Here is a 23,511-nt window from a genome sequence, read left to right on the forward strand (position 1 = left end):
AGAAGAGGCACGGGCGGCAGGAATGACCGCCTGCGCTTCAATTGAACGGCTCCGGACGCGGCACGCAGGCCAAGCCTCTGAAGCGGCAGCCACCGGTCCAAATTTATGGATCCCATCGGCGGGTCCAAGGCACTTTTGTGCCTTGGATTTCATTCGGCGGCCCGTTTCGGTGCATCCAAGGCACTTTTGTGCCCTGGATTTTTGTCGGCGGCCCGTTTCGGTGCATCCAAGGCACTTTTGTGCCCTGGATTTTAGTCGGCGGCCCGTTTGGGAGGATCCAAGGCACTTTTGTGCCCTGGATTTTAGTCGGCAGCCCGTTTCGGTGCATCCAAGGCACTTTTGTGCCCTGGATTTTAGTCGGCAGCCCGTTTCGGTGCATCCAAGGCACTTTTGTGCCTTGGATTTTAGTCGGCGGCCCAAATTGGGGTGCCTGCCGGGCTCAAGCGGTCGCCAGCTTAGTCGCGGAGATCGCTAGAATCGTCGTCACCGCTGGCCAGAGCGCCGGAACTTGACGCTCCTCCCCCAATTGAAACGGAGCCAGGCCCGTCCATAGCCGCTGGCCGATGCCGATTCGCCTCAGCGGGCGCCCCGTACCGCTCCGCCTCGTACTGGCGGAGCAGCTCCGCCAGCTCGTTCGCGGAGCGCAGCTCGGCGCCCGAGTCCGCAGCGGGCGCAGCCGCACCGCTGTCCACGGAGCCTCGGCCGCCGAACCAGCGGGCCAAGCGTGAAGCTGCGCCCCGCTGTATAGAGGCCGCGGCCGGTCCGGCAGCAGGACGCCCTGGAGCAGCAGCCTGCTCGGCGTCTCCCGCGCCTCCTCTAACTCCGGACGCGGATCCCACCCTGCCGACCGCGCCCCCTCTAACCCCGGACGCGGATTTCACACCGCCGTTGCCAGCGCTTCCTCCACCGCCGGACGCGGATCTCGCGCTGCCGACCGCGTCTCCTCTAACTCCGGACGCGGATCCCACGCCGTTGCCAACGCCTCCTCCACCGCCGGACGCGTCGCCGCCGAGCCGCCGTTCCAGCTCGCGCGCATGCTCCGCCGGCGTGCGGTCGGCGCGGTACGCGTAGCCGCGGCCGATCTCGCGCGCGATCAGCGCCCGGTATCGGCGGCGCGCTTCGCCGCCCGGCCCGGCGGCCGGATCGCCGCCGCCGGCGCTGCGGCGGCCGCGCCGCTGGGCGTCGCCGACCCGCTCCAGGCGGACGACCTCGTCGACGTAGCCGGTCTCGACGCCCGGACGGCGCAGCTCGCGCGACAGCCGCAGCCAGCGCAGCAGCTGGCCGAGCAGCCGGCGCAGCCGCTCCGGCAGCCAGCGCCGCACGAGCCGGTAAAGCAGCACCAGCGCGAGCACGGCAGCGGCGGCAGCGGTGAGGTAGCCGAACCAATCGCTGAGCAGCGCCAGCCAAGCCGGCGGCGGCTCGGATGGAGGCATCGGCGGCATCCCCGTTGCGCCGGCCGGCGGCTCCGTCGCGGGAGGAGGCGGCTCTGTCGAGCCCGACAGCAGGCGGCGCAGCAGCGAGCGCAAGCCGTCCAGAAGCGCCTGCAGCGGGCCGAGCCAAAGGACGCCGAGCCCGAGCAGGGCGACGACGCCGAGCGTGAGCCGCCGATTGAGCATGGCAATACTCGGTGTTACCGCGCGGCTGCTATCCTCCGCATGCGCCGCTCGGCGCAGCTGCCAGCCGTTCCAGCGCAGCAGCAGCAAGCTGATCGCGGCGAAGGCGAACAGCAGCAGGCTTTGCCGGTACGGCAGCAGCCGCTCGATCCCCGCGCCGGCGAAATAAACCCCTGCCGCCAGCGCGAGCCCGGCCAGAGCCAGGCGCGCGTCGCCGCCGAGCCATAACCGGCGGCGGCCGTGCTGCCGGCCGCGCATCGCGGCGGCAGCGCTGAGCGCGCCGAGCGCCGCGGCCGCGATGCCGGCGGCCGAACCGCCGGCCGGCACGGCCGCCCAGCCGAGCGCCGCGCCGAGCGCGGCGGCCAGCGCCGACAGCCAGCGCCCGGCGCCCAAGCGGCCGCGCTGCGCCTCGCGCAGGCCGCTCCAGCCGCCGAGGCCGTGCAGCAGCGCGCCGAGCGCCCACAGCAGCGGCGCCGCCAGCGCCGGCGCGGCATATTCGGCGGCCAGCACGGCCGCCGGGTAGAGCGCCGCCGTTTCCGGCAGCGTGCCCCACAGCAGCAGGCCTCGCCGATCCTCGGCCAGCTGCGCCGCCGCCAGCGCCGACTCATCCCGCTCCGGGCCGCTCGATTCCCCGTGCCCCGATCTGCTCGCTCCCCCGTGCCCCGACCCGCTAGCTCCGCCTTGCTCCGGACCGCTCGCTCCCCCGTGCCCCGACCCGCTCGATCCGACATGCTCCGGACCGCTCGATTCCCCGTGCCCCGACCTGCTCGCTCCGACATGCCCCGGACCGCTAGCTCCGCCTTGCTCCGGACCGGTCGCTCCCTCGTGCCCCGACCCGCCCGAGCCGCTGACCTCCAGCCGGCCCGCGTCCTTCTGCTTCGGACCGCCCGCTGCAGCTGAATCCGCTTCTCCCGGCTCCTGCCGCCATCCTTTGGGGCCGTCGTCCAACCGCTTTCGCCCGCTCATGCCGGCTCCCTCCTTCGCTTGCGCCCGTCCGCGGACGGCGGCCGCACGATCGTCACGCCATGCCCGAGCGCGGACAGCCGCTCCGCCGCCTCCCGCACGCGGGCCGATTCATGCGCCGTGATGAGCAGATAATCGAGCCGCTCGCCGCCGGCTCCCTGCTCCTGCCGATCCGCCTCCTGGCGCAGCAGCTCGTGAAACGGCACCCGCGCCTGCGGCGCCACCGCCGCCATCGCCTCCAGCAGCGGCTCCAGCGCGAGGCCGCCGTAGCCGGGCTCGACGCGGTCCGGCAAGCCGGCCGCTTCCTCGGCCAGCATCGCGTTATGCGCGAAGCCCGCGCCAAGGCCGCGGCGCAGCAGCTCGGCCGCGCTCGTGGCGGCGCAGCGCAGCGCTTCCTCCAGCCCCTCCGCGTCGTTCACCCGGCCCCACATCGTCTCCGATTCCTCGACGTTCAGCAGCAGCATCGCCCGCGGATTCGCCGTGTGGCCGTAGCGATGCACCTGCAGGCCGGCGGAGCGCGCCGAGGCTTTCCAGTGGATGCGGTTCATCGCGTCGCCCGGCGCGTAGTCCCGCACCCCGCTCGTCACGAACGGATCCTCGGCCACCCAGCGCCGCACCTCCAGCTCGCCTTGCCAGCGCAGCCACGACTCCGGCAGCCGCTCGAGGCCGGCCAGCTCCGGATAGACGACGAGCCGCCACGGCAGCTCGACCTTGATCGACGCCGCGAACAGGCCGAACAGATCGCCGCCCGTCATCGTCGCGGTGCCCATATGCCAGACGCCCCGGCTCGCGCAGACGGCGGCATGGCGGCGAATGATCCGCACCCGCGGCGGCAGCGTGAACAAGCTGGCGTGGTTCTGGTAGATCGAGCCGGAGCTGATCGACATCTGGCCCGTCCCGCGAAACAAAAGCCCCGCCGGCAGCATCGCCTCCAGCCGCAGCCACGGCACCGGCAGCCGCTTGCCGTTCTCGATGGTCTCGACCATCTCGATGGCATCTCCCGCATGGCAAGCCGACGCGCTGAACGAGCGCTCCACCCGCACGCCGCGCAGCGCCCAGCGCCCGAGCAGCAGCCCCTGCAGGCCGAGCGCCGCCGCCAGCGCGGCCAGCAGCGCGAGCATCCCCATCAGCGGCCTCCCGCGCCGGCGCCCGAAGAAGCGCCCGGCTCGCCCGCTGTCCCGGCAAATCGGCCTGCCCCGCTTGTCCCGGCCGGCCCGACCCCGCCAGCTGATCCGGCTGCCCCGACAGCCCGGCTATTCCCGCCTGTCCCGCCTGCCGGCCCGGCCAGGCCCGCCCCGCCCGCGGCGCTCGCGGCGAGCGCGGCCAGCGCCTCCTCGCTCGGCACGGGCACGCGCGCCAGCGCGTCCTGCACGATGCGCCCGGCGGCCGCCGCCTGCGGCTCCTGGCGGCGGCGCGGCACGATGCGATGGGCGCATACCGGCACCGCCAGCCGCTTGATGTCGTCGGGCAGCACATACGCTCGCCCCTGCATCGCCGCGTACGCCTGCGCCGCGCGCAGCCACGCCTGGGTGCCGCGCGGGCTGACGCCGAGCAGCGCGTCCGGATGCTCGCGCGTCGCCTCCGCCAGCTCGACGAAATAGGCGAGCAGGTCGGCGTGGACCGCGACCTCGCGGCAGCGGCGCTGCGCCTCCAGCAGCTGCGCCTCTCGGGACCGGTTCCCTTCGTCCGCGCGGCCGCCTGCCGCCGCGGGGTCTTTTTCGCCCGGAGTCCCGCCCCGCTGCAGCTGCCCGAGCGCCGTCCTCCGCAAAATCTCGACGCCCTCCTCCCGATCCGGGTAGCCGAGCTTCATGCGGATCATGAACCGGTCCATCTGCGCCTCCGGCAGCGGGAACGTGCCCTGGCTGTCGATCGGATTCTGCGTCGCGAGCACGAGGAAAGGCTCCCGCAGCGCCATCGTCTCGCCCTCGATGCTGATCTGGCGCTCCTCCATGCACTCGAGCAGGCTCGACTGCGTGCGCGGCGTCGCCCGGTTGATCTCGTCGGCGAGGACGATCTGCGTGAACAGCGGGCCCGGGCGGAAGCGGAACTCGCCTTCCTTCTGGTTGTAGTAATGGATGCCCGTCAGGTCCGACGGCAGCAGGTCCGGCGTGAACTGCACCCGGCGGAACTCCAGCCCGAGCGCCGCCGCCAGCGACTGCGCGAGCAGCGTCTTGCCCGTCCCCGGCACGTCCTCCAGCAGCACATGCCCGGAGGCGAGCAGCGCCGTCAGCAGCAGCTCCACCTCCTCCCCCTTGCCTACGATCGTCTGCGCCAAGCTTGTCCGAACGGCATCGGCAAGCGCTTTCACCTGTTCCATGTCCTCGCTCCTCCCCGGCCCTCGGCCGCCCTCTGTCTCCTGATTCTACCAAAAGCCGGCCGTCCTGGCACGGAAAGCCGCCCGGAAAGGGCAGACGAGCCGCCCGGCTCCTGTGCTACACTGGAGCCAGAAGCCCGCCGCAAGGGAGGCGGCCTGAACAGCTCCTGCTGCACTGGAGCCAGAAGCCGCCGCAAGGGAGGCCCGCTCGTCCGCGCCCTCCCGATCCTTTGCTGCCGAAGGAGCTTCGCCTCCTGAATGAACCATTCCCGCCAGGCCCAGCGCCTGCCCGAAAGGCTGTGATCCCCGTGTCCAATCTCCACGAGCAACCGACCCAGGCTCCTGATCCTGATCCGACTGCGGCTCCGACGCCGCCAAGCCCGTCCGCAGCCGCCCTGCTCGCCGATGCCGAAGCCTACGCCCGCGCCGAGCTGGGCGGCGATACGAGCGGCCACGACTGGTGGCATGTGCAGCGCGTCGCCGACATGGCCCGCCGTCTGGCCGCGGAGGAAGGCGCCGACGCCTTCCTTTGCGTGCTCGCCGCGCTGCTGCACGACGTCGCCGACGAGAAGCTGAACCCGTCCAAGGAAGCAGGCATGGCCAAAGTCGCCTCCTGGCTGGAGGCGCGCGAGCTGGCTCCCGGCGACCGGGAGCATGTGCTGGAGATCATCGGCACGATGTCTTACAATGGCGGGGCGAATCCCCCGATGCGCACGCCCGAGGGCCGCGTCGTCCAGGACGCCGACCGGCTGGACGCGATCGGCGCGATCGCCGTCGCGCGCACGTTCGCCTATGCCGGCCACGTCGGCCATCCGATCCACGATCCCGGCCTGCCGCCGCGCGACCGCCTCGTGCTGACGGCCGAGGAATACCGCAAGGACAAAAGCACGGCGATCAACCATTTTCACGAGAAGCTGCTGAAGCTCAAGGACCGCCTCAACACGCCGGCGGCCAAGCGCATCGCCGAGCAGCGCCATGACTTCATGCTCGGCTACCTGGAGCAGTTCCGGCTGGAGTGGGACGGCGAGCGGTAGCCGCGCCGGAACGCTACACCATCAGGAGATGAAGGAGGATGCCATGGACCGCGGAATCCGCTTGCTGACCTCCGAGGAAGGAACCTGCGAATATTCGATTGCCGGCTCCTGCCGCCAGCCAAAAAAGGTCCTCAGGGCTCATGCCCCGAGGACCTTTTTGCATGCTCTGCTGCTCCGCGTCTACAAGCTCTTCGCGCCGAACGTGTCGCCGCCTTCGAGCGCGCCGGACTCGAAGCCCTTGTAGAACCAGCGCTTGCGCTGCTCCGACGTGCCGTGCGTGAAGCTCTCCGGCACCGCGTAGCCGCGCGCCTTCTCCTGGATGCGGTCGTCGCCGACCGCGCTCGCGGCCGTGAGCGCCTCCTCCAGGTCGCCTTCCTCCAGCAGGCTCTTGCCCTGCGCATGATGCGACCAGACGCCGGCGTAATAGTCCGCCTGCAGCTCGAAGCGCACGAGGTACCGGTTGAACTCCTCCTCGCTCAGCTGCTCGCGCAGCGGCATGATCTTGTCCGACGTGCCGAGCAGCGTCTGCACATGATGCCCGACCTCGTGGGCGATCACATACGCCATGGCGAAGTCGCCCGGAGCCTGGAACTGCCGGCGCAGCTCGTCATAAAAGCTGAGGTCGATGTACAGCTTGCGGTCGCCCGGACAGTAGAACGGCCCCACCGCCGACTGCTGCGTGCCGCAGGCCGATTCGACCGCATCGTCGTACAGGACGAGCGTCGGCTTTTCATACGTCAGTCCCTGCTGCTGGAAAAGGCCGCCCCAGATCTCCTCCGTATCGGCCAGCACGACCGACACGAACTGCGACAGCTCCGCCTCCTCGGCCGTCTCCTCGTACGGCTGCGACTGCTCCGTGCCCGCTCCGCCGATGACGCCGCCGAGCAGGTCGCCCGGATTGCCGCCCATCAGCGTGACGAGAATCAGCAGGATGATGCCGCCGATGCCGCCCCCAACCACCGTCTTGCCGCCGATGCCTCTGCCCCGGCGGTCCTCCACGTTCGCGCTGCCTCTTCTCCCTTGCGTCCGCATCCCTTTCTCCTCCGCGCCTTCGTTTTATTGAAGATATACCCGCTTCCGGGCCATTGACGCGAAGGGGGCGAAAAGGACGTCACCGACCGGAATGCCGCCGAGCCGGACTTAGGCTGCAAACATGCCTTGCACGTCCTAAAAGAAGCAGCCGCCGTAATCGGCCTTGCGGTCGCGCCACACCGTATGCACATGGCCGCGGCCGGGCAGCGCCTCCTCCGCCAGCGTGACCGTCTCCAGCCATAGGCGAGGCCCGTCGATCCGGACGTACGAGCCAGGCACGCGGTCGTCCGTCGAGCCCGACCAGCCGATGTACGTGCGCTCCAGCGCTTCGGGCGAAAGGTAGGCCGCGAGCAGCGCCTGCGCCGATGCCGGAGCCGCCGTGCGCACCCAGGCGGCGATCGACGCGCGCACCCGCTGCTTCTGCTGCTCCCCGAGATGGGAGTAAGGGATGCCCTCCGCCTCGGGGAAGTGCCCGTCCTTGCCCGGGCCGAGCAGCACGTCGGCGTGGCTGTCGCCGAGCCGTGCCGCCGCCATCTGGTCGGGCGGCAGCGAGCGCAGCATCGCGTACATGCTCTCCAGCCGCGGCTCCATGACCGCCCAGTCGCGTCCGCCGGCGGAGAACAGCCGCGGCTCGATGCCGAGGAACATCGGCGTCACGCCGGTCTCGCGCGTGTTGCTGGCGAGGTTGAGCGCCAGATGGCGCCCGCTCAGCTGCAGCATCCACGGCTCGCGGCTGCTCGGGTCGCCGAGGAACGCGACATGGTACAGCGCCGAGCCCCAGCGCGGATTGCCGCCTGCGGCCGACGACATCTTGTCGTCGGCGAGGATGATGCCTCGGGCCGTGTCGTAGCCGCTCTCGCTGAGCGCCTCCCGCAGCAGCGCCTTGAGCGCCTCCAGGCTGTCCTCGCCGAGCGTGCCGAGCGCGATGCCGTTGCGCGGGAACTCGTCGACGGGGCGGTTGCTCCAGCTGACGGCATGCTTGGCCGTAAAAGGAAGCCGCAGCGCTTCCCGCTGCGGCGGCGTCAGCGTCGCCTCGAACGCCACCGCCAGGCAGACGAGCCGCGACGGCGCATCCGTCTGGGACGCTTCGCCCGGCCGCTCCGGCTTGGTTGGCTGCGCCGGGCATCTCGCCTCGGCGGACGACGCGATCGGCCGCGCCATCGCCTGGCCGACGGCCGCGTCCGCGACGGCGAGGCCGCTCTTGCCGCCAGGAGGCGCAGGCTTTCCTGCCTGTCCTGGCGCGGCGGCGCCCGGCGCCAGGCGCGCCGCATTCGGCGCAGGCGCGGCTCCAGCTGCCTGATGCGGCGCATCCAGCCGCGCCGCCTTTCCCGCCGTCGCATTCGACGCTTGCGGCGACGGCGCGGCTCCGTCCATTTCGTTCCGCGCATGCGGCGCTCGGGCCGCCATGGCCATCAAGCTCGGCGCAAGCGCCGGGGCCGGGGCCGCCTGCGCCTCCGGCCCGGGATAGCCGCCTCCCAGCGTCGCGCCGATTCCCGTCGCCAATACGGCCATCGCAGCCGTTTTTCTCCACCTGCTCTGCTTCAAGGCTCTGTTCTCCTCCTTTTTCCACCTGCTAGCTTCTTCCTCCCGCCTCCCTTTTATACGTTTTTTGGCAAAGCAAAAACGCCCCATGGAGGGCAAAAGCCCGTCCCATGGGACGCTGCATGGAGCAAGCGGCATCCTGGCCGCCGCTAGGCAAGGCTCCATCCGCCTACGTACGGAACCGGCCGACCAGCCCCTGCAGCTCGTCGGCCATCTCCGCGAGCGATCGGGCGGAGGCGCGCATCTGCTCCATCGAAGCGAGCTGCTCCTCCGTCGAAGCCGCAACCTCCTGGGCGCTCGCCGAATGCGACTGCGCGACCTCGGCCATGCGGCGGCCGGACTCCGTCATCTCCCCGGCGCGGACGCGGATCTGCTGCGCCACGGCCGCCATTTCCTCCATATGCGGAGTAATGCCTCGGGTGCCGCCGAGAATGACGCCGAATTTGTCGGAAGCCTGGCGCGACACCTCGACGCCGTCCTCCGCGCTGCGCATCGCTTCCTCCATGAGCCGGGCGGATTCCTCCGTCTCCTGCAGGATCGAGCCGATCAGCGCGCCGATCGAGCCCGCCGACCGATGCGACTGCTCGGCGAGCGAGCGCACCTCGTCGGCCACGACGGCGAAGCCCCGTCCATGCTCGCCGGCGCGGGCCGCCTCGATCGAGGCGTTGAGCGCCAGCAGGTTCGTCTGGCGAGACAGCTCGCCCAGCACCTGCAGGATGCCGCGGATCTCCCGCGAGCGCTCCGACAGCGAGTGCACGACGCCGCTCGCGCGTTCGATCGAAGCATGGATCGTCTGCATCTGCTCCAGGTTTTCGGCGACGATGCGTCCGCCCTGCTCCGCCTCCTGGCTCGTCCGGCGAGACAGCTCCAGCACCTCGGCGGACGTCGATCCGACGAGCTCCGCGCCTTGGGCGAATTCCTTCAGCGTCTCCCGGTTCTCCTCCACCCGCGCGGCGGTCCATTCCGCGCCGCCAGCCATCTCCTCGATCGCCGACGCCACGGACTCCGCGGCCCGCGCCGACTGCTCGGCGCCGCTGCTCAGCTGCTCCGCCGCAGAGCCGAGGCTGCCCGCGTGAACGGCGATGCCGCCGACCATGCCGCGTATGTTGTCCGACATGCGGCGGAACGAGTCGCTCAGCTCCCGCAGCTCGTCGCGGCCGCGCACTTGCGGCTGCTCCCCCGTCAGGTCGCCGTCGGCCATCCGCTGCGCGGCGCCGTTCAGGCCGGCGAGCGGACGGCTGATCATGCGCGCGGCGAACCAGCCGGCGGCGATCGCCGCGGCCGAAGCCAGGCCGCAGATGACCATGATGAACAGCTGCCCCTTCTCGGCTTTACGCTGCGCCTCCAGCTTGACGACCTCGATGACTTCCTTCTCGACCCAGGTGGCCAGCGCGTCGCTCTCGGCCCGGATCTCGTCGCTGATCGGCTTGATGTCCTTCTGCCCCTCCAGCGCGGCTTGCCGTTTGTTGACGAGATAAGCGTTCATGATGCGCACGGTCATCTGGCGGAACTGATGGTTCGCCTTTTGAATGCGCTCCAGCTGCTCCCGGACCTCCTTGGCATCGCTCCGCTTCATCGCGGACGCGATCGTCTGGTCGATCCCGTCATTGGACTCGTACAGCCCTTCCTTGTAGGACGGGTCGTCGTACAGCAGGAATGCCCTCAGCCGGCTTACCTGCCGTTCCGACAGCATCTGGATCGTCTGCGCGTCGGAGCGGAGCTCCCCGGCCACATCGGTGATGTACGCGTACGAAGCCCGTGTCGACTTCTCATTGAAATAGGAAAGGACGGATGCCAGCCCGAACAGAAGAGAGACGAGAACAAAAATGGCGATTAATTTGTGCCTCAGCTTGATCTTCATGCGAAAATAATCCTTTCTAAAACAGAATAGAATGTATTTCGACATGATAAGGCCAAGTTGTTAGCGATTAATCACAGTATTCCGCGAAACGAATGATGGGATTAATAAAAATTCTTTTCCTGTCTAGCCTTTTTACACATTGCTTCTTCACCGAAGCAACGAAAAAAAGCCCGCTCGAATCTTGCAACGATTCAAGGCGAGCGAATGGAGGTATAAAAAGCTATCCTGATCGACCATCCTAATGCCAAGGAGGTGAGATCCATGGCAAAAGACGTGCGCTGTGAAGTAAACTCGTGCAAGCACTGGGCTGCCGGCAATCACTGCAACGCTTCTTCGATCTATGTCGTGAGCCGCAGCAGCAAGCCGAGCCATTCCGACGAAACCGACTGCAAAACCTTTGAACCGAAAGTGTGATCCATCCGAAAGGCGGCCGTGCCAGCGGTCGTCTTTCTCTTTTGTTATATTAACCAATAATGATTCTTATTATCAGTCGAGATGAAAAAAAACGGGATAAAAAAAGAACCTTATCTCGCCCGCATTTGCGGAGATAAGGTTCTTTGCGTACCGTACGAGAAATGGTCCTCCTCCGGCATATCAGCGGCGCCAGGCCGCCGATATGCCGGAGGCCGGCTGCCAGCCGCCTTAGCCGCGAGGCTGGCCGCTACGCGCGCCTTGCGCGGACGGAGCCGTTCCGGCGGAGACTGGACCGCGGCCGGAGCCGCCGCGGCGACGCTTGCGCTTGCGGCCGGCGCCGGCTGCGCCCGGCTGCTGCGCTTCGGAGCCGCCGGCTGCGGGACGCTGCTGCGGCTGGCCGCTCGGCTGCGGACGCCCGCCTTGACGCGCGTTGCCGCCGCCTTGCTGCTGGGAGCCGCCGCCCTGGCGCGCGCCGCCCGACTGCGGACGCGAGCCTTGGCGCGCGTTCCCGCCGCCTTGGCTTTGCGACAGCGACGGAAGCACCGGCTCGCCGCCGGCCATCGGGTACGGATGGTCGCTTACGACGGGCACTTTCTTTTTCGTCAGCTTCTCGATGTCCTTGAGGTAAGGAACCTCCTCGTCCTCGCAGAACGCGATCGCCGTGCCGCTCTTGCCGGCCCGGCCCGTGCGGCCGATCCGGTGCACGTACGTCTCCGGGATGTTCGGCAGGTTGAACTGGATCACATGCGCCAGCTCGTCGATGTCGATGCCGCGGGCCGCGATGTCGGTCGCCACGAGCACGCGCGTCGCGCCGCTCTTGAAGTTGCCGAGCGCCGCCTGGCGGGCGTTCTGCGACTTGTTGCCGTGGATCGCCTGCGCGGTGATGCCGGCCTTGGTCAGGACGCGCACGACGCGGTCCGCGCCATGCTTGGTGCGGGTGAAGACGAGCACCGACTCGATCGAGCGGTCGCGCAGCAGATGGATGAGCAGCTGCGGCTTGCTGTCCTTGTCGACGAAGTAGACCGACTGGTCGATCCGGTCGACCGTGGAGGAGACCGGCGTAATCTCGACCTTGACCGGGTCATGCAGCAGCGACTCGACGAGCCGGTTGATCTCCGGCGGCATCGTGGCGGAGAAGAACAGCGTCTGCTTTTTGGCCGGGATGCGCGCCATGATCTTCTTGACGTCGTTGATAAAGCCCATGTCGAGCATGCGGTCGGCCTCGTCGAGCACGAGGATCTCGACATGCTGCAGGTCGGCGTGCTTCTGGTTGATGAGGTCGATGAGGCGGCCCGGCGTCGCGATCAGGATGTCCATGCCGCGCGCCAGCTGGATCTCCTGCGCCCGCTGGGACACGCCGCCGACGATCGAGAAGCAGCGGATGTCGGTGAACTGGCTGTACGCCCGGATGTTGTCCTCGATCTGGATCGCCAGCTCGCGCGTCGGCGTCAGGATGAGCGAGCGGATGCGGCGCTTGCCTTGGGCTTTGCCGCCTTGGCTCGTCAGCCGCTGGATGATCGGGATGGAAAAGGCGGCCGTCTTGCCGGTGCCGGTCTGCGCGCAGCCGAGCACGTCGCGGCCTTCGAGGGCCGCCGGGATGGCCTGCGCCTGGATCGGCGTCGGCTCGGTGTAGCTTTCTTTCTCAAGCGCTTTGAGAATGGGGGAAATCAGCTTCAACTCAGTGAATTTCATTGGGTCTCCTATCGTTTTGAATGATCTATTTTCACGGTATGGTCGAACTTGTAGGCTCCGTAAGCTGCAATCCGCGAATATTCCCTTCTATCATAACGCAAGCTTCGAATGAAATATACTGCCTCAGCGCCCGATCGCAGGCCGTCAGGCAAAAAAAGCCGCTCCCGCCCGCATCGGAGCCTGCGGGAGAAGCGGCCCGCCATTCGCCCGGAGGCCGCGCGCTAGTGGCACTCGGCCTGGTCCACATGGCGGATATGCTTATGGTTCGCGGCCAAGAAGGCCACCGACAGCAGCACGAAGCCGGCGCCGACGTAAAAGGGCACGCTATGGCCGTAACGCTCGCCGAGCTTGCCGGCCATGTAAGGCGCGATCGCGCCGCCGATGAAGCGCAGGAAGCTGTACGCGGCCGAGGCCGTCGAGCGCTCGACTGGAGCGGCGTTCATGACGCCGGTCGTGATGAGCGTGTTGTTGTTGCCGAGCAGCGCGCCGGCGAACACGACGCTGGCGATGACGACCCACTGGACGTCGGTCCAGACCGCCATCGCGAGCAGCGTCAGCCCGAACAGCGCCAGCATCGCGCCCATCGTCTTGACCGTGCCGTACGCCCGCTGCAGGCGCGGCGCCATGAACACCGACGTCAGGGCAAGCAGGACGCCCCAGCCGAGGAACACGTAGCCGATGCCGCGGATTTCCAGCCCCATGACGAACGGGGCGTAGGCCATCAGCGTGAAGAAGCCGATGTTGTACAGGCAGGCGGTGAGGCCGAATACGAGCAGCGAGCGGTGGCGGACGAGCGCCCGGATCGGATCCAGCAAGGAGGCGCGGCGCGCGGGAGCCGTTCCGGCCGCGGCCTTGCGCTCCTTGGGCATGAACGCGATCAGCGCGACGAAGGCCGCGAGCATGCAGCCTGCGACGCCGAGGAAGGGTCCCCTCCAGGACAGCGTGCCGAGCTCGCCGCCGAGCAGCGGCCCGACCGCGATGCCGATGCCGATGGCCGCTTCATAGAGGATGATCGCCTTGGTGACCCCGCCGCGCGACATCGACACGATGGCGGTCAGCGCGGTCGCGACGAACAGCGCGTTGCCGAAGCCCCAGCCGCCCCGATAGGCGACGAGCTCCCAGATGCCGCTGGAGATGCCGCCGAGCCCGGAGAACAGCGCTACGATGACGACGCCGACGAGCAGCGTCCGCTTCATGCCGAGACGGCTCGAGATCAGGCCGGTCACGAGCATCGCGACCGCCATGACGGCGTTGTAGCTCGTGAAGAGCAGCGTCGTCTGGCTTGGGGTCGCGTTCATTTTTTCCGATATGGCCGGAAGGATAGGGTCCACGAGCCCGATGCCCATGAACGAGATGACGCCCGCAAAAAAGACCGCCCATACGGCCCGGGGCTGGTTGAAGATGCTGGACGACGGCTGCGCCGCCTCCTGGACGGCCTTTGCCGTCAAAGTCGATTTCGCCACGCTGTTGTCACTCCTGTTCCTGTCGCCATGCTTGCTTCGCCTCGTCGATGCGCGCCTGCAGCTCCCGATACTCGTCGCGGACGCGTCCGATCTGGGCCAGCTTGGCGTCGATCACGTCCAGCTGCTGCCGCACCGTGTCCTCGAGCCGCAGCACGGCGGCGCGCTTCTCCGCGCCCGTCTCCTCCCGCACCGCCTGCCGCAGCCGCGTCAGCTCCTCATGGATCGCCACATACTGCTGCAGCTCCTGCAAGGAGAATCCGAGCGCGTCCCGAGCATCGATCAGCTTGCGCAGCCGCGCGACATGCTCCTCTCCGTACAGCCGGTACCCCCCGTCGCTCCGCTCCGGGGCGAGCAGGCCGATCTCTTCGTAATAGCGGATCGTGCGCTTCGTGAGCCCGGTCATCTGCGCGATGTCCTCGATCTTGTACATGGCGCCCACTCTCTCTTTTCTATATATCTTATTACTGAAATATTATGCGACAATCGTACCACCGCTTCACCTTCACGTCAACGTTAAAGCAACAAAAAAAACCCGCAGGCAGCCCGAAGGCTGCTTGCGGGTGGAGGAAACGATGTCGGTGCGGCGCTAAGAGCGCCGCGTCAGGGCGCGATCAAGGCAGCGCCAGGAACTGCTCGGTGAACAGCTTCAGCAGGTGGTCGAGCGTCGTCGGATCGCTGTAGGTCGACGCTTCCGTGTCGATCGTGATGACGCGGCCCGCTTTGACGGCCGGGATGCCCTTCCACGTCTCCGTTTCGAAGACCGGGTTGGACATGCCCTTGGTCTGGCTGAGGACGATGTAGTCGCCGGCGTAATCGCCGAGCTTTTCGCTCGAGAGCGCGTAATAGCCCGGTCCGAGCACGTCCTTGGTGACGTTCTCCGGCATCTTGAGCCCCATCGCCTGGTACAGCACCTCGGTGCCGCGCGCCCAGTTGTTGCCGAAGACATAGATGTTCTTGGCGTCATACTCGTACACGGATACGGTCGAGTCCTCGCCGATCTTCGCCTTGATCTGCTCGCCCGCCTCGGCGGCGCGCGTCTTGAAGTCGTCGACCCAGGCCTGGGCTTCGGCTTCCTTGTTCAGCAGCTTGCCGATCTCGACCTGCTGCTGCAGGTAGTCGAGCTTGCCCCAGGTGTAGGCGACGGTCGGCGCGATCTCCGCCATCTTGTCGAGGTTCTTGTTGTGCGTGCCGGCGATGATGAGATCCGGGTCAAGCTCGACGATCTTCTCGAGGTTGTCCTCGGAGACGATCTCGACGCCGGCCAGCTTATCCGTGAACAGCGGGTTCTTGCCGGTCCATTCGTCGACCCCGACGAGCGGCAGGCCGAGGGACAGCACGTTCGGCGCGCTGGCCAGCGCGACGATGCGCTGCGGGTTCGCCGGCACCTCGACCGGGCCGGATTCCGCCTGGTAGGTGATCGTGCCGGTCGCGGCCGGAGAAGCCGTCGGCTCGGAGCCGCCGCTGGAGTCGTTTTTCGATCCGCAGGCGCTGAGGACGAGCGCCAGCGTCAGCGCGATCGGAGCAAGCCATTTTCTCATGATGAAGAACCCCTTTTTATATGTTTCATGAAGTAATTGATAATGATTATCAGTGGCGACTTCATTACTATAAGGGGGCCGCCCCTGCCTGTCAATAGGAAAAAACAGACTCCTCCCGGGCGGTTTGCAAAAGGAGCATTCGTGGTAATTCCGTAGTAATGACTTGCGGTCGACGGCAGCGCCGGGAGGCGGCCGGACCAGCGGACGGAGGCGTCGTCATGAGTGGATTCACGGTAGATAACGAGATCGGAAAGGCAAAGCCGGCCCGCAAAGCGATGGTCATCCTCAATCCTTCCTCCGGGAAGGAAAGGGCGGCCGAATACGCGCGCGACATCGAAGACGTGCTGCGCGCCAAAGGCTACGACGTCGAGCTGCGCGAGACCGCCGGCGAGCAGGACGCGACGCGCTTCTGCCGCTCCGCCTGCGGGATGCGCTGCGACCTCGTCGTCTCGGCGGGCGGCGACGGCACGCTGAACGAGACGATCAACGGCCTGCTGAGCCAGGAGCATCGGCCGCAGCTCGGTATCGTGCCGCTCGGCACGGTGAACGACTTCGCGCGGGCTCTCGGCCTCCCGCTCGATCCGCAAGCCGCGATCGCGGCGCTCGCTTCAAGCCGCGTCCGGGCGGTCGATCTGGGCCGGATCAACGACCGGCTGTTCACGAACGTCGTCGCCGCCGGCAACATCGCCGAAGCGGTGGCGGCGGTCAGCTCGGAGGAGAAGTCCCGCCTGGGCTCGCTCGCCTACCTCAAGGAAGGGCTCAAGGAGCTGGTCTCGCAGAAAGCCTATCCGATGCGGATTGAATATGATGGAGAGGTCTGGGAAGGCGAATCGCCGCTGTTCGTCGCCGCGCTGACGAATTCGGTCGCCGGCTTCGAAAAGATGGTGCCGGACGCGGCTGTCGACGACGGCCTGATCCACGGCTTCATTTTCAAGGACATCGGCTGGCTCGGCACGCTCACGGCGGGCTGGTCGCTCTGGGCAGGCAGCCTGCGGGAGCACAAGGATGTCGTCGCCTTCACGGCACGCCAGGTAAGCGTGCGCTCGTCCGAGCGCGTGCGGACGAACGTGGACGGAGAAGAAGGCCCCGACCTGCCGCTGGAGCTGCAGCTGCTGCCGGGCCATGTCGAGGTTGTCGTGCCGGAGGACGATCGGTGAAGCGCCGGACAGCAAAGAGGCCGTCCCGTTACGGGACGGCCTCGGTCGTCGTTCAGGCCTGGTACGCGAGCCGGTCCGCGCTGACTGTGAAATCGGTTTCTAAAAAAGGTTGAAGCGCTTGCTTGCGCTGTGCCACAATAAGGAGGACGCGGATTCGAATCCGCTGGATTCATCCTACCTTAACAGCCTAAGGAGGCTATCGATCCATGAGAACATTCAAGCTAGGCGCAAGCGCCCTGGAGGTGCCGGCGGTCGCGGTCGGCTGCATGCGCATCAACTCGCTGGACAAGCCGGGGGCGGAGCGCTTCGTCCGCAGCGCGCTGGATCTCGGCGCCAACTTCTTCGACCATGCCGACATCTACGGCGCCGGCGAGTGCGAGGAGATTTTCGCGGAGGCGGTCGGCATGAGCCCGAGCGTGCGCGAGAGCTTGATCCTTCAGTCCAAATGCGGCATCCGTTCGGGACAGTTCGACTTTTCCAAGGAGCATATCCTCGGGTCGGTCGACAAGATCCTGCAGCGGCTGCGCACCGACTATCTGGACGTGCTGCTGCTGCATCGCCCGGATACGCTCGTCGAGCCGGAAGAGGTCGCCGAGGCGTTCGACCAGCTGGAGCGCTCCGGCAAGGTGCGCCACTTCGGCGTCTCCAACCAGAACCCGATGCAGATCCAGCTGCTGCAAAAATTCGTCAAGCAGCCGCTCGTCGCGAACCAGCTGCAGCTGAGCATTACGAACAGCACGATGATCTCGCAGGGCTTCAACGTCAACTTGGAAAACGAATCGGCGGTGAACCGCGACGGCAGCGTGCTCGACTTCTGCCGCCTGCACGACATCACGATCCAGCCTTGGTCTCCTTTCCAATACGGCTTCTTCGAGGGCGTGTTCCTCGGCAGCGCCAAATTCCCCGAGCTGAACGCCAAGATCGACGAGGTCGCGGAAAGCTACGGCGTCAGCGCGACGACGATCGCGATGGCCTGGCTGCTGCGCCATCCGGCGAACATGCAGCCGGTGACCGGCACGATGAACATCGAGCGGCTCACGGACTGCGTGCGTGCGGCCGACATCCGCCTGACGCGCGAGGAATGGTACGCGATCTTCCGCGCTGCGGGCAACGTGCTGCCTTGATGCGCGCACGGATGCGCCTGCGCTGACGGCGCGGCATTGAATTTGAGCCGGGCGGCGGCTGGTGCTGGCGCAACGACAAGAGGGCTGTCCCAAGATCGGTCGAGAAACCGATCGATGGGACAGCCCTCTTTGTTGTTCCGGCCGTTCTTGCCGCTAAGGAGCGCGCAGCGGCTAGGCCTTGCGCCGATACACCCGCTCCGGCCGACCGACGCTGCCGTAGGCCAGGTCGGCCTGCAAGCGGCCCGCGCTGACGAGATATTCGAGGTAGCGGCGGGCGGTCGAGCGGCTGATGCCGAGCCGCGCGCTCAGCAGCGGAGCGGTGAGCGGCCCCTCTTCCTCGCCGAGCAGCCCGCTTACTTTGTCGAGGGTGAGCTGGTCGATGCCTTTCGGATAGCCGGTCGGCCGGCCCCGCTCCACGACCGGCTCGCGCAGCCTCAGCAGGGTGTCGATCTCGGACTGGCCGAGCGCGCCGGCCGCCTCCAGCTCCGCCATCCGCTCGCGGTAGGAGCGAAAGCCGAGCAGCGTCTCCTGCAGCCGGTCGAAAATGACCGGCTTGAGCAGGTAGTCGAACACTCCGCCCTCGATCGCCTCGCGCACCCGATGCAGCTCCTTGGCCGCCGTCACCATGATGACGCCGGTGCGCGGATGGCCGGCGCGGATGCGGCGCAGCAGCTCCAAGCCGTCGACATGCGGCAGGAACAGGTCCAGCAGCACGAGGTCCGGCTGCAGGATGTCCAGCAGCTCCAGCGCCTGGCGGCCGTCCGTGGCGACGCCGGCCGCCTCGAAGCCGTCCACCTTGCCGACGAAGCGGCGGTGGATTTCGGCGTTGCGCACGTCGTCCTCGACGATGAGCACTTGAATCATGGCGAATCGCTCCTTTGCTTGGGGATGGCGACCGTGAAGCGCGTGCCTCCGCGTTCGCCCGGCTGGAATTCGAGCCAGCCGCCGAGCTGGCGGACCGAGCTCTGCACGAGCGCCAGGCCGTAGCCTCTTCTCTCCTTGCTTTTCGTCGAATAGCCGACCTCAAAGATGCGCTCGGCCGCCTCCTCCGGAATGCCGCAGCCGTTGTCCTCCACCTCCAGCACGAGATCCGGCCCGAGATCGGTCAGCAGCACGGCGACGCGCCCCTCTCCGTCGTGGCTGACCGCCTCCAGCGCGTTGTCGATCAGATTGCCGAGGATCGTCACGAGTTGCGAGCGGTCAAGCTCCGGCGGCACGTCGCGGAACGTGCTGTCCTCGTCGACCTCCAGCTCCACCCGCAGCTCCTGCGCGCGGTTGATCTTGCCGAGCAGCAGCCCGCCGATGACGGGATCGGGAATCTCCTTGAGGATCGTGCCGATGCGGCTGCTGTGGCTGTCGGACTCCCGGGCGATGAACGCGACCGCCTCGCGGTACTGGTCCAGCTGGAGCAGCCCCGAGATCGTATGCAGCTTATTGGAAAACTCATGCGTCTGCGCGCGCAGGCCGTCGGCGTACTGCTGCATCTGCGACAGCTGCTGCGTCAGCAGGTACAGCTCCGACTGGTCGCGGAAGCTCGACACGGCGCCGACGACGCGGCCGCCGGCATCCTTGACGGGCACCCGGCTGACGATGACCGCGCGCGTGCCGACAATCGCCTCCTCGCCGTAGGCCGCGGCCTCGGACTCGCCCGGCCGCGGAAAGGCCGCGTCGGGCAAAATCCCGCGCGCCGGGCGTCCGAGCAGCTGCGCGCGGTCCTCGAGGCCAAGCATCCGCATCGCCTGCTGGTTGAGCAGCGTCGCCTCGCCCCGGTTGTTGACGGCGACGATGCCCTCGCGCACCGACTCGAGCACCGCCTCCTGCTCGCGATACAGCCGCCCGATGTCCTCCGGCTCGAGGCCGTGGATGGCGCGCTTCACATGGCGCGCGATGAGCGCCGCGCCAAGCGCGCTCAGGGCGAGCGCGGCCAAGGCGAGCGCGGCGATCGGCAGCAGGAAGCTGCGGGATTCGCGCTCGATGTCCTCGGTCAGAATGCCGACCGACACGACGCCGATGATGCTCCCGTCCGCGCCGTATACCGGCGTCTTGCCGCGCAGCGACGGGCCGAGCGTGCCCGTCGCCTCCGACACGATCGACTGACCGGCGAACACCGGCCCGTTGTCGCCTCCGACCATCGGCTGGCCGATCAGCTTCGCATTGGGATGCGCGTAGCGGATGCCCTCGGCATTGCCGACGACGATGAATTCGGCATCGGTGCGGCGGCGGATCTCTTCGACCATCGGCTGCAGGATGAGCGACGGGTCCGGCTCGGCAAAAGCGTCCCGGACGTCGGGAATGGCCGCGACCATCTGCGCCAGATTGAGCGCCTTGGAGCCCTCCTGTTTCTTGTACGTATCGAGCAGCATCTCCCGAAAGGCGAGCGACAGCAGCAGCAGGATGATGGAGGTAAGCGCGCAGAGGAGCAGCGTCAGCTTCGTTTGCAGGCGCATCGGTCGGCTCGTCCTTTCCGTGGTTTTTATGAACAAAATGGCTGAAATGCGGCAAATGCAAGGTATGCGCGCAATATAGCCGGCTGGAATATGTTCATGATACAGTCACAATTGTAACCGCTATCATAAAGGATTGGCGCTTGATTGGAGTATCCGTACTATACCACAAGGGGGAAGCGTCATGAAATTCAATTCGTGGAAATGGAAACCGGTCGTCGCCGCGCTGGCGGCCGCAGCGGCAATGTCCGCGCTGACGGCATGCGGAGAGGGAGGCGGCTCCGGAGGCTCGGGCTCGTATCCGTCCAAGCCGATCGTCGTCGTCGCTCCGTCCGGAGCCGGAGGCGGCTGGGACAAGACCGCCCGCTCGCTGACGAAGGTGCTCGGCGAGACCAAGCTCGTCGACAAGACGATGACCGTCGAGAACAAGCCCGGAGGCGGCGGCGCCGTATTCATGGCCGAATACGCCACGCAGGACAAGAAGAACCCGTATCGGCTGTTCGTCAGCTCGCCGCCGATCCTCATCAACAACCTCAAGAAGGAAGGCAACAGCCCTTACGGCTACAAGGACGCGACGCCGCTCGCCCAGCTGACCAAGGATTACGGCGCGATCGTCGTGCGGGCCGACTCCAAGCATGCCGACATCCAGTCGCTGATGGCCGATCTGAAAGCGGATCCAACGAAGGTGACGGTCGCCGGCGGCTCGGCTCCGGGCTCGATGGACCATCTCATCACGGTGCTGCCCGCCTATAAGGCCGGCATCGACCCGAAGGCGGTCAAGTACGTCTCCTACGACGGCGGCGGCGAAGCGATCGCGGCGCTGCTCGGCGGCAACGCCGACGCCATCGGCACCGACATCTCCAGCGCGTCGGAGTACCTCAAGGCCGGCAAGGTGCGCGTGCTCGGCATCACGTCCCCGGAACGCCTCGGCGGCGACTTCAAGGACGTGCCGACGCTCAAGGAGTCCGGCATCGACGCCGAGTTCACGATCTGGCGCGGCGTGTTCGGACCGAAGGAAATGACCGACGACCAGAAGGCGTACTGGGCCGAGAAGCTGCAGGCGCTGAACGACTCGGACGCGTGGAAGAAAGAGCTTGCGGCCAATGCCTGGGAGCCGGAATTCAAAGGCTCCGACGACTTCGCCGCGTTCCTCGGCGAGCAGGAAAAGATGATTCAAGAGCTGCTGACCGCGCTCGGCATGGCTAAGTAACACCGAGTATTTCCGATTGATTTCGATTCCATTCTTGCGAGGTGAGGCATCATGAACCGCATCTTCGACCGGTACGCCGGCGTCGCGTTCCTGCTGGTCGGCGCAGCCTTCGTCTGGGAAAGCCGCAAGATCGGCGAGAGCTCCTACGGCAGCAACGTCGGTCCGGATATCTTTCCGATGGGGCTCGGCATCCTGCTCATCCTGCTGAGCGCGCGGCTGCTCTATGAGACGCTCCGCGGCCGGATGACGGACGCGGCAAGCGGCGAGAAGCCGAGACTCGACTACAAGCGCTTCGGCATCCTCGTCGGCGCCGCGCTCCTGTACGCGTACTTCCTGGAGGACATCGGATACGTGCTTGGCACGTTCCTCTTCCTCCTGCTCGGCTTCCAGGTCATCGAGCGGGGCCGATGGCTCGTCTCGCTGCTCGTGTCCGCGCTGTTTTCGTTCGGCGTCTATTATTTGTTCGTCCAAGTCCTGGAGGGCACTCTGCCCGGCTTTCCCTCCTGGATGAATCTCGGGTAGAAGGAGGCTGTCCCCATGGAAACGCTGCAATTCCTTGCCGACGGCTTCGCTTCGGCCCTGCAATGGCAAAACCTGCTGTTCGCCTTCGTCGGCGTGCTCATCGGCACGGCGGTCGGCGTCCTGCCCGGCATCGGCCCGATGAGCGGCGTGGCGCTGCTCATCCCGGTCACGGCGACGCTGACGAGCGGGCAGGATCCGGCGTCCGCCGCCACGAGCGCGATCATCCTGCTCGCCGGCGTCTACTACGGCGCGATGTACGGCGGCTCGACGACGTCGATCCTGCTCAACACGCCGGGCGAGTCCTCGTCCGTCGTGACGACGCTCGACGGCTACCAGATGGCCCGCCAGGGCCGGGCGGGAGCGGCGCTCTCGATCGCGGCGATCGGCTCGTTCGTCGCCGGCATCGTGGCGCTCGTCGCGCTCGTGCTGCTGGCGAAGCCGCTGTCCGAGGTGGCGATCAAGTTCGGTCCGGCGGAATATTTCTCGCTCATGCTGCTCGGCCTCGCCGCCGTCAGCGGCCTCGCCGGCAAGTCGATGACCAAGGCGCTGATCATGACCGTGCTCGGCCTGCTGCTCGCGACGATCGGCATGGACAACGTCTCCGGCGTCGCCCGCTTCACCTACAACGTGCCGGTGCTGTACTCCGGGCTGGAATTCCTCACCGTAGCCGTCGGCCTGTTCGCTCTCGGCGAGGTGTTCAAGACGGTGCTGCACCGCGACTATGGCGGAGGCGAGATCATCAAGGTCGGCCGCGTGCTGCCGACCCGCCAGGATCTCAAGGAAAGCGCAGGCCCGATCGCGCGCGGCTCGCTGCTCGGCTTTTTCATCGGCGTGCTGCCGGGCGCCGGCGCGACGCTCGCCTCCTTTTTCAGCTACATCATGGAAAAGAAGCTCAGCCGCAATCCCGAGAAGTTCGGCAAGGGCGCCATCGCCGGCGTCGCCGCGCCCGAGTCGGCCAACAACGCGGCCTCCGGCGGGGCGATGATCCCGCTGCTCACGCTCGGCATCCCCGGCTCCGGCACGACCGCGATCCTCATGGGCGCGCTCATCATGTACAACGTGCAGCCGGGCCCGCTCCTGTTCGAGGACCATCCGGGCGTCGCCTGGGGGCTGATCGCAAGCATGTTCATCGGCAACCTGATGCTGCTCGTGCTCAACATGCCGCTCGTCAAGGTGTTCGCCAAGATCATCGAGACGCCGCCGAAGTACCTGCTGCCGATCATCATCGCCATCTCCGTGTTCGGCGTCTACGCGGTGCAGTACACGACGTTCGACCTGCTGCTGCTCATCGGCTGCGGCATCGCCGGCTACTTCCTGGCGCAGAACGACTATCCGCTCGCTCCGCTCGTGCTCGGCCTCGTGCTCGGGCCGATGATCGAGAACAACATGCGGCGCGCGCTCACGGCGTCGAACGGCGACTTCAGCATCTTCCTGACGAAGCCGATCTCGCTCGCCTTCCTCCTCGTCGCCGTCCTGTGGCTGCTCGTGCCGCTGCTGCTCAAGCTGCGCGGCAAAAAAGTGATCATCAACGAAGAAGCGTAAGGAGGGGAGCGGCGACGCTCCCTTTCCTCATCCCCGTCCGACCGGA

Annotated in this window: 19 protein-coding genes; 7 read left to right on the forward strand and 12 right to left on the reverse strand. The window is 67.1% G+C overall.

Features of this window, described 5'->3' with window-relative positions:
- Positions 1-455: 455 nt before the first annotated feature.
- The 3 genes from GE073_RS25865 to GE073_RS23995 are packed head-to-tail and all read right to left on the reverse strand — an operon-like array spanning position 456 to position 4,893.
- Positions 456-2,579, reverse strand: a complete 2,124-nt coding sequence (locus GE073_RS25865) for a hypothetical protein (protein WP_153784545.1) — start codon at positions 2,577-2,579, stop codon at positions 456-458.
- Entirely contained in the window at positions 2,576-3,703 is a 1,128-nt protein-coding gene (locus GE073_RS23990) for a DUF58 domain-containing protein (RefSeq protein ID WP_153784546.1), read from the reverse strand. The genes GE073_RS25865 and GE073_RS23990 overlap by 4 nt, the downstream gene beginning before the upstream one ends.
- The gene (locus tag GE073_RS23995; RefSeq protein WP_153784547.1) at positions 3,703-4,893 is read right to left on the reverse strand and encodes an AAA family ATPase; all 1,191 of its coding nucleotides are present in this window, start codon (positions 4,891-4,893) and stop codon (positions 3,703-3,705) included. The genes GE073_RS23990 and GE073_RS23995 overlap by 1 nt, the downstream gene beginning before the upstream one ends.
- A 305-nt stretch (positions 4,894-5,198) precedes the next feature.
- Between GE073_RS23995 and GE073_RS24000 the strand changes: the two genes are divergently transcribed.
- Positions 5,199-5,924, forward strand: coding sequence for an HD domain-containing protein (locus tag GE073_RS24000; protein ID WP_153784548.1), 726 nt, complete (start codon positions 5,199-5,201; stop codon positions 5,922-5,924).
- 180 nt (positions 5,925-6,104) lie between these two features.
- Here the strand turns inward: GE073_RS24000 and GE073_RS24005 are convergent, their stop codons facing one another.
- From GE073_RS24005 to GE073_RS24015, 3 genes are all read right to left on the reverse strand, one after another.
- Positions 6,105-6,956 (reverse strand): KPN_02809 family neutral zinc metallopeptidase, encoded by an 852-nt coding sequence (locus GE073_RS24005; RefSeq protein WP_153784549.1) that lies wholly within the window; start codon positions 6,954-6,956, stop codon positions 6,105-6,107.
- Between the two features lie 135 nt (positions 6,957-7,091).
- Positions 7,092-8,501: a DUF3500 domain-containing protein gene (locus GE073_RS24010; RefSeq protein WP_194843477.1), complete on the reverse strand. Its 1,410-nt coding sequence runs from the start codon at positions 8,499-8,501 to the stop codon at positions 7,092-7,094.
- Between the two features lie 166 nt (positions 8,502-8,667).
- Positions 8,668-10,359, reverse strand: coding sequence for a methyl-accepting chemotaxis protein (locus tag GE073_RS24015; RefSeq protein WP_194843478.1), 1,692 nt, complete (start codon positions 10,357-10,359; stop codon positions 8,668-8,670).
- 261 nt (positions 10,360-10,620) lie between these two features.
- On the opposite strand from GE073_RS24015, the gene GE073_RS24020 reads away from it, so the two are divergent.
- Positions 10,621-10,773, forward strand: coding sequence for a DUF1540 domain-containing protein (locus GE073_RS24020; protein WP_084137510.1), 153 nt, complete (start codon positions 10,621-10,623; stop codon positions 10,771-10,773).
- A gap of 228 nt (positions 10,774-11,001) precedes the next feature.
- Here GE073_RS24020 and GE073_RS24025 read toward each other — a convergent pair whose 3' ends face one another.
- The 4 genes from GE073_RS24025 to GE073_RS24040 all read right to left on the reverse strand — a co-directional run bounded on the left by GE073_RS24025 (position 11,002) and on the right by GE073_RS24040 (position 15,466).
- Positions 11,002-12,465, reverse strand: a complete 1,464-nt coding sequence (locus GE073_RS24025; RefSeq protein WP_153784552.1) for a DEAD/DEAH box helicase — start codon at positions 12,463-12,465, stop codon at positions 11,002-11,004.
- A 221-nt stretch (positions 12,466-12,686) separates the two neighbouring features.
- Positions 12,687-13,928, reverse strand: a complete 1,242-nt coding sequence (locus GE073_RS24030) for an MFS transporter (protein WP_153784553.1) — start codon at positions 13,926-13,928, stop codon at positions 12,687-12,689.
- A 7-nt stretch (positions 13,929-13,935) separates the two neighbouring features.
- Positions 13,936-14,358 (reverse strand): MerR family transcriptional regulator, encoded by a 423-nt coding sequence (locus tag GE073_RS24035; protein ID WP_043111726.1) that lies wholly within the window; start codon positions 14,356-14,358, stop codon positions 13,936-13,938.
- Positions 14,359-14,539: 181 nt separating this feature from the next.
- Complete coding sequence (locus tag GE073_RS24040) at positions 14,540-15,466, reverse strand: iron-hydroxamate ABC transporter substrate-binding protein (RefSeq protein WP_028600202.1); 927 nt, start codon at positions 15,464-15,466, stop codon at positions 14,540-14,542.
- A gap of 218 nt (positions 15,467-15,684) precedes the next feature.
- Between GE073_RS24040 and GE073_RS24045 the strand changes: the two genes are divergently transcribed.
- Both GE073_RS24045 and GE073_RS24050 read left to right on the forward strand, forming a co-directional pair.
- Positions 15,685-16,623 carry a diacylglycerol/lipid kinase family protein gene (locus GE073_RS24045; RefSeq protein ID WP_052333531.1) on the forward strand — a complete coding sequence of 313 codons (939 nt, stop codon included), beginning with the start codon at positions 15,685-15,687 and terminating at the stop codon, positions 16,621-16,623.
- Between the two features lie 206 nt (positions 16,624-16,829).
- The gene (locus GE073_RS24050) at positions 16,830-17,747 is read left to right on the forward strand and encodes an aldo/keto reductase (protein WP_028600200.1); all 918 of its coding nucleotides are present in this window, start codon (positions 16,830-16,832) and stop codon (positions 17,745-17,747) included.
- 171 nt (positions 17,748-17,918) lie between these two features.
- Here the strand turns inward: GE073_RS24050 and GE073_RS24055 are convergent, their stop codons facing one another.
- The gene (locus GE073_RS24055) at positions 17,919-18,611 is read right to left on the reverse strand and encodes a response regulator (protein WP_153784554.1); all 693 of its coding nucleotides are present in this window, start codon (positions 18,609-18,611) and stop codon (positions 17,919-17,921) included.
- The gene (locus GE073_RS24060; RefSeq protein WP_153784555.1) at positions 18,608-20,194 is read right to left on the reverse strand and encodes an ATP-binding protein; all 1,587 of its coding nucleotides are present in this window, start codon (positions 20,192-20,194) and stop codon (positions 18,608-18,610) included. The genes GE073_RS24055 and GE073_RS24060 overlap by 4 nt, the downstream gene beginning before the upstream one ends.
- A gap of 181 nt (positions 20,195-20,375) precedes the next feature.
- Between GE073_RS24060 and GE073_RS24065 the strand changes: the two genes are divergently transcribed.
- Genes GE073_RS24065 through GE073_RS24075 form a run of 3 tightly spaced genes read left to right on the forward strand, consistent with a single transcriptional unit; the run spans position 20,376 to position 23,465 of the window.
- On the forward strand, positions 20,376-21,401 hold the full coding sequence (locus GE073_RS24065; RefSeq protein ID WP_028600197.1) for a tripartite tricarboxylate transporter substrate binding protein: 1,026 nt from the start codon (positions 20,376-20,378) through the stop codon (positions 21,399-21,401).
- A gap of 51 nt (positions 21,402-21,452) precedes the next feature.
- Positions 21,453-21,923, forward strand: coding sequence for a tripartite tricarboxylate transporter TctB family protein (locus GE073_RS24070; protein WP_028600196.1), 471 nt, complete (start codon positions 21,453-21,455; stop codon positions 21,921-21,923).
- A gap of 15 nt (positions 21,924-21,938) precedes the next feature.
- Positions 21,939-23,465 carry a tripartite tricarboxylate transporter permease gene (locus GE073_RS24075; protein ID WP_028600195.1) on the forward strand — a complete coding sequence of 509 codons (1,527 nt, stop codon included), beginning with the start codon at positions 21,939-21,941 and terminating at the stop codon, positions 23,463-23,465.
- Positions 23,466-23,511: the final 46 nt, after the last annotated feature.

It is taken from the genome of Paenibacillus sp. B01, assembly GCF_009649995.1.
In the GTDB taxonomy this organism is placed as follows: domain Bacteria; phylum Bacillota; class Bacilli; order Paenibacillales; family Paenibacillaceae; genus Paenibacillus_O; species Paenibacillus_O pasadenensis.